Annotated in this window: 8 protein-coding genes; all 8 read right to left on the bottom strand. The window is 52.5% G+C overall.

All coding sequences use genetic code 11. The features are described 5' to 3' along the window. Positions 1-281 precede the first annotated feature (281 nt). A complete protein-coding gene (locus Q0277_RS05470; RefSeq protein ID WP_297996297.1) occupies positions 282-1,040 on the bottom strand; it encodes an SDR family NAD(P)-dependent oxidoreductase in 759 nt (252 codons plus the stop codon). A 110-nt stretch (positions 1,041-1,150) separates the two neighbouring features. Next, positions 1,151-1,732 (bottom strand): flavin reductase family protein, encoded by a 582-nt coding sequence (locus Q0277_RS05465; protein ID WP_297996295.1) that lies wholly within the window; start codon positions 1,730-1,732, stop codon positions 1,151-1,153. 176 nt (positions 1,733-1,908) lie between these two features. After that, positions 1,909-2,382: a hypothetical protein gene (locus tag Q0277_RS05460; protein ID WP_297996293.1), complete on the bottom strand. Its 474-nt coding sequence runs from the start codon at positions 2,380-2,382 to the stop codon at positions 1,909-1,911. A gap of 241 nt (positions 2,383-2,623) precedes the next feature. Continuing rightward, the gene (locus tag Q0277_RS05455; protein ID WP_297996291.1) at positions 2,624-3,949 is read right to left on the bottom strand and encodes a hypothetical protein; all 1,326 of its coding nucleotides are present in this window, start codon (positions 3,947-3,949) and stop codon (positions 2,624-2,626) included. Between the two features lie 206 nt (positions 3,950-4,155). Next, positions 4,156-4,437 carry a hypothetical protein gene (locus tag Q0277_RS05450; protein ID WP_297996289.1) on the bottom strand — a complete coding sequence of 94 codons (282 nt, stop codon included), beginning with the start codon at positions 4,435-4,437 and terminating at the stop codon, positions 4,156-4,158. Next, on the bottom strand, positions 4,431-5,186 hold the full coding sequence (locus Q0277_RS05445) for a PQQ-binding-like beta-propeller repeat protein (protein WP_297996287.1): 756 nt from the start codon (positions 5,184-5,186) through the stop codon (positions 4,431-4,433). The genes Q0277_RS05450 and Q0277_RS05445 overlap by 7 nt, the downstream gene beginning before the upstream one ends. Beyond that, positions 5,161-5,724 carry a hypothetical protein gene (locus Q0277_RS05440; protein WP_297996285.1) on the bottom strand — a complete coding sequence of 188 codons (564 nt, stop codon included), beginning with the start codon at positions 5,722-5,724 and terminating at the stop codon, positions 5,161-5,163. The genes Q0277_RS05445 and Q0277_RS05440 overlap by 26 nt, the downstream gene beginning before the upstream one ends. 343 nt (positions 5,725-6,067) lie before the next feature. After that, on the bottom strand, positions 6,068-7,167 hold a 1,100-nt coding region (thiD, locus tag Q0277_RS05435; protein WP_297996283.1), incomplete at its 5' end, for a bifunctional hydroxymethylpyrimidine kinase/phosphomethylpyrimidine kinase.

Here is a 7,167-nt window from a genome sequence, read left to right as displayed (position 1 = left end):
ACCAGCCCCGGGTCGGCCGCCACCCGGTCCGCAGCCGCCATCATGGTCGCCACAATGTGCTTACACACCTTCGCCTTGTCGAAATACGAAAAGTTTTTCTGCAACCAAAGCCTCCTATATCCGCTCGTGTTGCCCTTAAACCACAGATCGAGTGCCTCTTTTTCTTAGCTATTATCAGCTCTTTTAATTCGTTTTTTCTCATCTTCTCTCCTTTAAATTTTAAATAATCCAAACTTTATCGCTCGGGTTGCGCATCGTCGCGCGACGCGTAATGCATAAATTTAGCGTTTGCCCGCATAGTCAAATCGCGCAGCTTGTAGGCTAAACTCGAAGCTGTTTCGATCCACCGCGCCCACGCATGCGTCGCTATCATAAAGCGCGAGCAGAAATTCCGCCATCTCTTCACTTAAGTGATAGCGCTTAAAAGCCGCGTCATAGTCGTAGCCGGCGTCATCTGTCGCCACGGGACCGAACTCCGTCCTGGTCGCGGCGGGAGCTAAAACTTTAGCCTGCATTTTGGCGTCTTTATCCTGCGCCAGCTCTCGGTGCAAGCCCTCGGTAAAGGCGCTTACGAAAAACTTGCTCGCGCAGTAGGTGACGGCGTTTGGCACCATGCTATAGCCGCCCGCGGAGGAGATATTGATGAGCTGGACGGGCTTATGCTTGTAATCGCGCACGAAGAGGTGGCTTAGCAGCGTAAGCGAAATGACGTTGAGCCGTAGCATCTGCGAGACTTTGGATAGATCGCGCTCGCCGACCGCGCCGTAATCTCCGAAGCCCGCGTTGTTTATGAGCGCCTTTAACTCGTAGCTTTTTAGCTCGTCCCAAAGCGCTAGGACGTTTTCGCTATTCGCAAGGTCACAAATTTTAATCACGACGTCCGATTTGGGCGCGATCTGCGCGATCTCGTCCTTTAAGTTTTGCAACAACTCCGCTCTGCGCGCTATTAGGATCAAATTTTCTCCGCGCCTCGCAAACGCCTTTGCCGCGGCCGCTCCAATACCCGAACTTGCGCCGATAATGACGATATATTTTTTCATTTTCTATCCTTTCTTGAATTCTTCAGTTTAAAATTTTACCGAAGCTCGCCGCGTATTCACGCGTGCACTCATCTTAAATTTACAAATTCGCCCGCGTTTTGCGGGGCGCTTTATTCGTCGCTTATGGGCGTGCGTTTGGTATCTACCGCTTTGCCATCCAGATAGTACCGACCGCCGGCGACGTAGTGGAGCGTTTTTAGCTCGTCGGGGATCTTTTCAAACAGCCAGTGCCCGCCGTCAAAGATCCGCTCGTCCGCATACGCTGCGACGACCTCGCCGATAAAAAGATCATAACTCTGCTCGTTATGAGGCTCCGGGATACGCTTGCAAACGAGCCATGCTGCGCAGCCCGCGATCAGCGGCACGTCAATGTCATCTTTATAGAAAATTTCCACGTTTTTCATCTTGTCCGCGTTATCAAAGCGCGAGTTGTTCTCGGCGCCAAGCTCGCTAACCAACTCCGCCTGCGCTGCCGTGGGGATCTGCACGGCGAAATACCCGCTCTTTTCGATGAGCGTCCTCGTGTACGAACCGTTGTGCGGCACGATGGTAACCTTGTCGTAGTCAAGCGCCTGCGCCCACGTTATCGCCATCGCGTTGACGTCGCCATCGTGTTTTGCCGATACGAGCGTGGTCGCGCCCGGGTTTAGGATGCGGTATGATTTTTGTAGATCTACTTTGATGATAGCCATTTTTGCTCCTTTGATTAAATTTTATCGGCGGCAGATGCCGCAAATAACCGAATGCTTGGTATTAACTTGCCCTTAAATTTAAGCCTTAGGCTCTACTAGACCAGCCCGAGCTTTGGCGAGCTTGGATTAAATTTCTCCGCGGCGCGCGAAATTTGGCTGACTTAAAATTTCACCTGCTATTTTCTGCGGATATTATAGCTATTGCCGCTTTTTAGCAGCGAAATTTTGCCGTCCTTCGAGACATAACCGCTTCCCTTCGCGCGCAATATCACGCTCTCAGGCAGGCTCGACCAAAAAATTTCTACCTTGCTTTTATCCGCGGAAAATATCCCGTAGATCGCAAGCGCGGCGTTATCCGGATCGTCCAGCCTCACGTCCGCGACGTCAAAAACCTGCACGCAACCATTCTTGATCTTAGAAAAGCTCTGCCCCGCGGCGACCAAGCAGCCGCGCTCATCCGTGCCGCCGCCTACCATCGGCCCCTGCACCGCGGGTACCTTGCAGACACCCTCACTAGCGCTGCAGTCCGCAGCCGCGCTTTCGCCCCTCTTATCCATTGCGCTCGTATCCTTACCTGGCTTTATATCATGCGCCGCGCAGCCGCACAAAAGCGCCGCCGCAAAGGCTGCGATTAAAATTTTACTTCTCATCTTTACTCCTTAAATTTATTCCGCCCTAATAAGCGCAAATTTACATATCAAAAAGGCGTAAATTAACGCTTCCTTGGAACCGCGGAATTCTACCGCCGCCCGGCTTAAATTTTATCCATACGCTCGCCAAAGCCAGCTTCCGCGTTAAATTTTAAATCTCGCGCGTCGCGCCCAAACAAAGCCGGATCACGCAGTGTCCGCACGCTGTTTTATCATCGTGGCGCCCACGCCGCTTGATCGGCTAAAATTCCGCGTTTTGCTCCCAGATATGATCTTGCGACTTTGCGTCCACCGCCGCAAGCTCGGCTAGCTTGCAAAACGCCTCCCAAATCTCCTCGCGCTCCATAGTGTCGATGCTATGCTTGGCGTCTATCGCGTTAAAAATGGCGATAAATTCTTTTAAAATTTCGGTTTTCTCGGTCTTAAGCTCGTCTCTTGCGGATTCTGCTTCTAGCGAGCTTAGCTTCTTATGCGCGCCTGCATAAGCCCTCATCGCCTTTCTGGCAGTCGCCGCGCCCACGCCCTCTCTGCCGTCCCAGCGGCGCAGCGGGTTGTTTAAATTTGCCGCCAGCCACTGCTTGCTTCGCGGCTGCTTGATTACGAGGCTTTCTATACCCTTAAACTGTGCTCTAGCGGCCTCGCAAGCGCCTTTAGGCACCGACCAGAAACAAAGGCGTTTTAGATGCGGTAGTTGCGCCCTCGTCGGAAAGCATTCAAATCCGTAAACGTCGCTAAGCCAGACGTCTTTTAGGTGTTCAAATTTAGCGAGCGCGTCGATGTTTTTTAGCGTGCCGCCCTGCGCGTTAATAAAAATTTCACGCAAATTCCGAAAGCTCGCCGCAACGTATGCGAGATCGATGCACTTGCCGCGTTGCGAAAATATCCGTAGATCGCGCAGTTTTTCAAGTCCGCGAATGCAAAATCCGCCGCCGTTTAGCTCTAGCTGAACGCTCAAAAGCTCACCGTCAAAGTGGCAGCGCACGCTTTTTAGCCGCGCGATATCGCCGTTTATCACGAGCCGCCACAGCGAGCCGTTTAGCGTGATCTCCTCCGTGCCGCTCGCATGCAAGACGAGCTGCTGCAGGTGCGTGCGCGAGATATCTAGGCTTTTGCCGGCGCAGTTTAGCTCAAGCTGCGTCATCATCGGCGTCGCTTCTAAAAAATCTTTTAAATTTTCATCCCAAACCGCGCTTTTCATATCGTAGCAAAACGGATTTTGCCGCGCTAAATCGGCGTAGAATTCCCTGCTTTGCGGCTGCGAAATTTCAAGCTTTTGCTTGCTAATAGATTTAAATTTAGCGCGAATATCCTTCGGCAGCTCGTTCCACGCAAGCTGCATATAGATCTGTTCGATGCTTTGCAAGCTCACGCACTCGGGCGGCTCGCAAATCGAAGCGGCATTGCCGATGAAAACGGGCTCGGCGTCTAAAATTTCATCCACGCCGAGATAAAATTCTCCGCGCTCCCAAAAGTGATGATCGAAGTAAAACGGCTTAAGCTTAGCCGCTTCTTTTAGGTTAGGCGGCACGCTCGCAAAGCCGTCCAAAACGAGCGCGACTAGCCCCATATTGACGTTTACGATCTGCGCGGTAAAATACGCGTCCTACCTCTTAAGCTTTACGGCGAAAAGATCGCCGATTTTTGGCTCGGTCATTTCCGTCCTTTAAATTTTAATCTGTCCGCGCCCATTTGACGAGCGCGGATTTTAGCGGAGCTGCGAGCTAAATTTAGCTCAAATCCGCTCCGCTACTAGGCGCTACTTCAAATCAAATTTCATCCACGCTCAAAGCTGCTCGCGCTATTTTCGTCGCCGTCTACGTAGATAGCCACTTTTGGATACGCGCAGATCGGGATCTGTTTGCCGGCGCGACTCGTGCTTTTGCCCAGCAAGCTTTGCGGCGGCGTACCCCGCTCGCGCCGCGCATAAAGCGCGCTAGGAGCATAAAATACTCGCCCGCCGATTTGCGAAAAAATACGCGAAACGCTAGCATAAAAGCAGTCTTCAAAAAACGCACAAAACTCTTCACAGTGGCCCGTGCCGCGAAATTTTACCACCGATAAATTCTATCTTCATACGCGATCAGCCTAAACTCCTCTTTATGATTGCCGTTGCCGATCGTGTGGCTGTCTTGGCCCGCGCCGAGGCGTAGTTTATGCAGCCTGCCGCCGTATGTACCCACAAATAGCACGCCCCCGTCCTCGCTTAGAGCCATAGACTTTATCGTACTGCCCAGATAGTGGCGCCAAATTTTACGCCCGTCCTTGCCGACTGCTTTGATGTAGCCGTATGCGTAGCCGAGGATGTAAAAGTTCTGCGTCGCTACGCCGGCATAAACCCTCATCGCATCGTCGATCAGCGTGAAATTTTGCTTGTCGCCGCCGTCCGGATCGTAAAAGCCGACCTCCAGCCCGCGCTTTAGCAGCGCCCTATCCACGCCGATCGTAACTCCGTTGTAGAAGTGGCAGGAGTTTGTGATGAGCTGCGTATCGTCCGCGCTAAAGAGGCAAAAGTGCGGATAGGAGCTCTGCGCGCCGATGCAGCCCAGCCGCTCGCCCTCGCTATCCATGAGGACGTGATCGCCATCTTGCTCACCCGCGACGATGAGAGCGTTGTCATTTGAGAGCGTCGCATTTGCCATATCTATCTCAAGTTCGTCGTCGTCATCGCCCTCATCCTCGTAGATCGGATGGATAAGCTTCGCGCCGCTTTGCGAGATCAAAAATATCCCGTCGTGGCAGCTCAAAAGCACCTTGCTACCGTCGTTAAAAGGTAAAATTTCAGCCTCGTCGTATGTTAGCTCCACGTCGTGGCTTAAATTTCGCGATAGGCTCGCCGCCGCCCTTGCCGTCGTAGCCCCTGATCAGCCATACCTCGTCTTGATTTAGCAGGGCGTAAATTTCGTTTCGCTTAGACTTGCCCACGGCGATGACGTCGTCCGCCACTTCGCTCACGCGGTCGCCCTCCAGCAGATACAGCGTCTTGCCGTCGTCGTTTGAGGCGATAAAAAGGACGTTCTCGCCGCCAAGAGGGCAAATTTGATCGATATCTCTTAGCTTCTTTCTCAACTTTTTATCGAAAATGACGTTTGAGGGCGGAAAATCGGCCCTAAACTTCTCCGTCTCGCCGCGCTCGTTGGCATCCTTTAGCAGCTCAAAAACCGCCTCGCAAAGCTGCGTCACATCCTCGCGCTCATCGACCGCATCCTCGCCCTTGTAGGCGTCCCAGCCGTGAACCTCCGCAAATGCCACCATATCGTTTACGGCCTTGGCGTATTTCTCGCCCTTTTCATTCCACTCTTTTTGGCACTCCGCCTTAAGCGCCTCGTAGTCCTGATCGCGCATATCCTCTCCTTAAGCTTAGTCCGGCCGCCTCTTTTGCGGGCGCCGCGTTTTGTGAAATTTTAGCAAAAAGGGTTGAATTTAGAGATAAATTTCAGGCATGCAAAGCGCAATTTAAGATCAAAACAACGAGGCTGGCCCGCGCTCTGCGGCAAAATCGGATTTAAAGCAGGACTTAAACCCGCAGCTCGCGCTAAAAAAACAGCGCCCGAGCGGTCCGCAGAATCTGGCTCGTCCGTCGCGCGATTTCGCAGGTCGCGGCATTTGGTTAAATTTAAACCTATGCTTTCGCGGCGGAGCCTTGGAATTTTAACGAATGCGGGAATTTCAACGGGCGCTTGAAATTTTAGTTTCGAGAGATGATTTTGATTTCATTCGCGCAAGATCCGTCAAAATCCGCGTCGAATGAATCGCGTACCGTAAAATAATGATCTATCGCGCCGCATCCGTGCCCGATCTGCTCACCCCAGCTAAGCGCCCTGCGCACGAAGCCCTTGGCATGGGCAACGGCTGCAGGCAAGCTAAGCCCCGCCGCCAGCGCGCACGCGATCGCACTCGAGAGCGTGCAGCCCGTGCCGTGGGTGTTACACGTAGAAATTTTAGGCGTGGAAAACTCATGAAATTTGCCATTTTCGTACAAAATATCGACCGCTAAATTTCTCAAATCCCCGCCCTCGCCGCTCGGTTTAAAACCTATATCTAAAGGCGCTGCAGATAAATTTTGCCCAAAAGAGGGCTTCGTGCTCGCCGTTAAATTTCCGCCTCCGCTAGTAAAATTTCCATCCGCGAAATTCGCATGCTCCGTCAAACCCGCAGAATTTTTGAGCGCCCCGTTTTCGCTCGTCTCGCACCCAAAAGCTTTAAAATTTTGCGCCGCTCCCGCTGCGCCGTAAGCCTCGCTCACGCCGGCAAGATCGCCGCCTTTAATCAAAATCGCGCCGCCGAAAAACTGCGAAATTTTAACTGCCGCGGCACGCATATCGGCTAAACTTGAAATTTTCATCTCTGCCAAGACCTCTGCCTCGCGCACGTTGGGCGTGATAATCTCCGCGGCAGGGGCGAGCTTGTATTTTAGCGCATGCAGCGCGCTTTGTTTCATCAAAACTCCGCCGCTGGTAGCGACCATCACGGGATCTAAGACGACGTTTTTTGCGCCGTGCTTGCTCAGACTCTTTGCGATGGCTTCAGCAACACCCTCATTGGAGATCATTCCGATTTTAACGGCGTCCGGAAAGATGTCGCTAAAAATCGCATCGAGCTGTGCCTCTACAAAATCTGGCGAAACGTCCAGCACGCCGAATACGCCGCGCGAATTTTGCGCCGTAAGCGCCGTAATAGCGCTCATTGCAAACATCTTGTGCGCGCTAATCGTCTTGATATCGGCTTGGATGCCGGCACCGCCGCCGCTATCCGAACCCGCGATAGTAAGAATTTTTCTCATAAAAA

The organism is uncultured Campylobacter sp. (assembly GCF_938030815.1).
In the GTDB taxonomy this organism is placed as follows: Bacteria; Campylobacterota; Campylobacteria; order Campylobacterales; family Campylobacteraceae; genus Campylobacter_B.
Note: the sequence above shows the minus strand (reverse complement) of the source record. Positions and strands in the feature narration are given on the sequence as shown.